Source organism: Methylobacterium sp. WL18, assembly GCF_008040015.1.
In the GTDB taxonomy this organism is placed as follows: Bacteria; Pseudomonadota; Alphaproteobacteria; order Rhizobiales; family Beijerinckiaceae; genus Methylobacterium; species Methylobacterium mesophilicum.
Map to the genome: position 1 here is coordinate 1 of NZ_VRVD01001173.1, position 706 is coordinate 706.

A 706-nucleotide genomic window follows, 5' to 3' on the forward strand; every position below is an offset into this window, starting at 1 on the left:
GCGGCCACGTCGAGATCGGCGGCGACGCGGGGCGCGTGCACCACGAGACCCGGGACCGCCTCGCCGCGGGCATGGGCGAGCGCGTCCTGCAAGCCCGCCATGACGGTTTCAAACGCTTCGTTCTTCATCGATCCCTCGCCGATCACCGATCCCGGGCCGCTTTCCGGGCCTGCTTGATGGCCTTGGTCAGGCTGTGCATGGCGTTGATCTCGGCATCCGTGAAAGTTGCGCGTGCGGTTTTGCTCAGCACTCCCAAAAGAGAGGCGGGACCATCATCGCCGAGATAGGCCACCATCACGCGGTAGCCGCCCGAACCGGCGAAACGGATCTTGCGGACCCCACCCGAGCCCTGGACCAGATCGCCGTCCTGGGGCGCGGCGGCAACCTGGTTCACGATCGCCGCGCGCTCGCCGTCCGACAGGCCGATCCGCCTGGCCGTGGTCAGGAAGGCGTTCGTCTCGACGACCGTATGGAGCGGCTTCTCCATGCCGGGAAGAATAAGCCCATGGCGCAGGCCCGTCCATGGCGACGCGTCCTTCCTGCACCTCCAGCGAAGCCCAAGTTCCCAAAAAGAACCCTTGTCCCCCGCCCTCCCCCGCCTCAGATGGGTACTGTCAAATATACACAACAGACGCAGCCGACGAACAACACAGTGTAGATATAGGTGGTGGCCGGATAAATAAAAAAAAAAAGGGGGGGGGGGGGG

General features: G+C 64.4%; 1 protein-coding gene. It reads right to left on the reverse strand.

The genetic code is table 11. The features are described from left to right. Positions 1-142: 142 nt before the first annotated feature. A complete protein-coding gene (locus FV228_RS31620) occupies positions 143-487 on the reverse strand; it encodes a hypothetical protein (RefSeq protein ID WP_147857961.1) in 345 nt (114 codons plus the stop codon). Positions 488-706 lie beyond the last annotated feature (219 nt).

Bases quoted from the DNA above. Each gene is read 5' to 3' on its own strand.
- FV228_RS31620 (WP_147857961.1), bottom strand. From the start codon at position 487: ATGGAGAAGCCGCTCCATACGGTCGTCGAGACGAACGCCTTCCTGACC.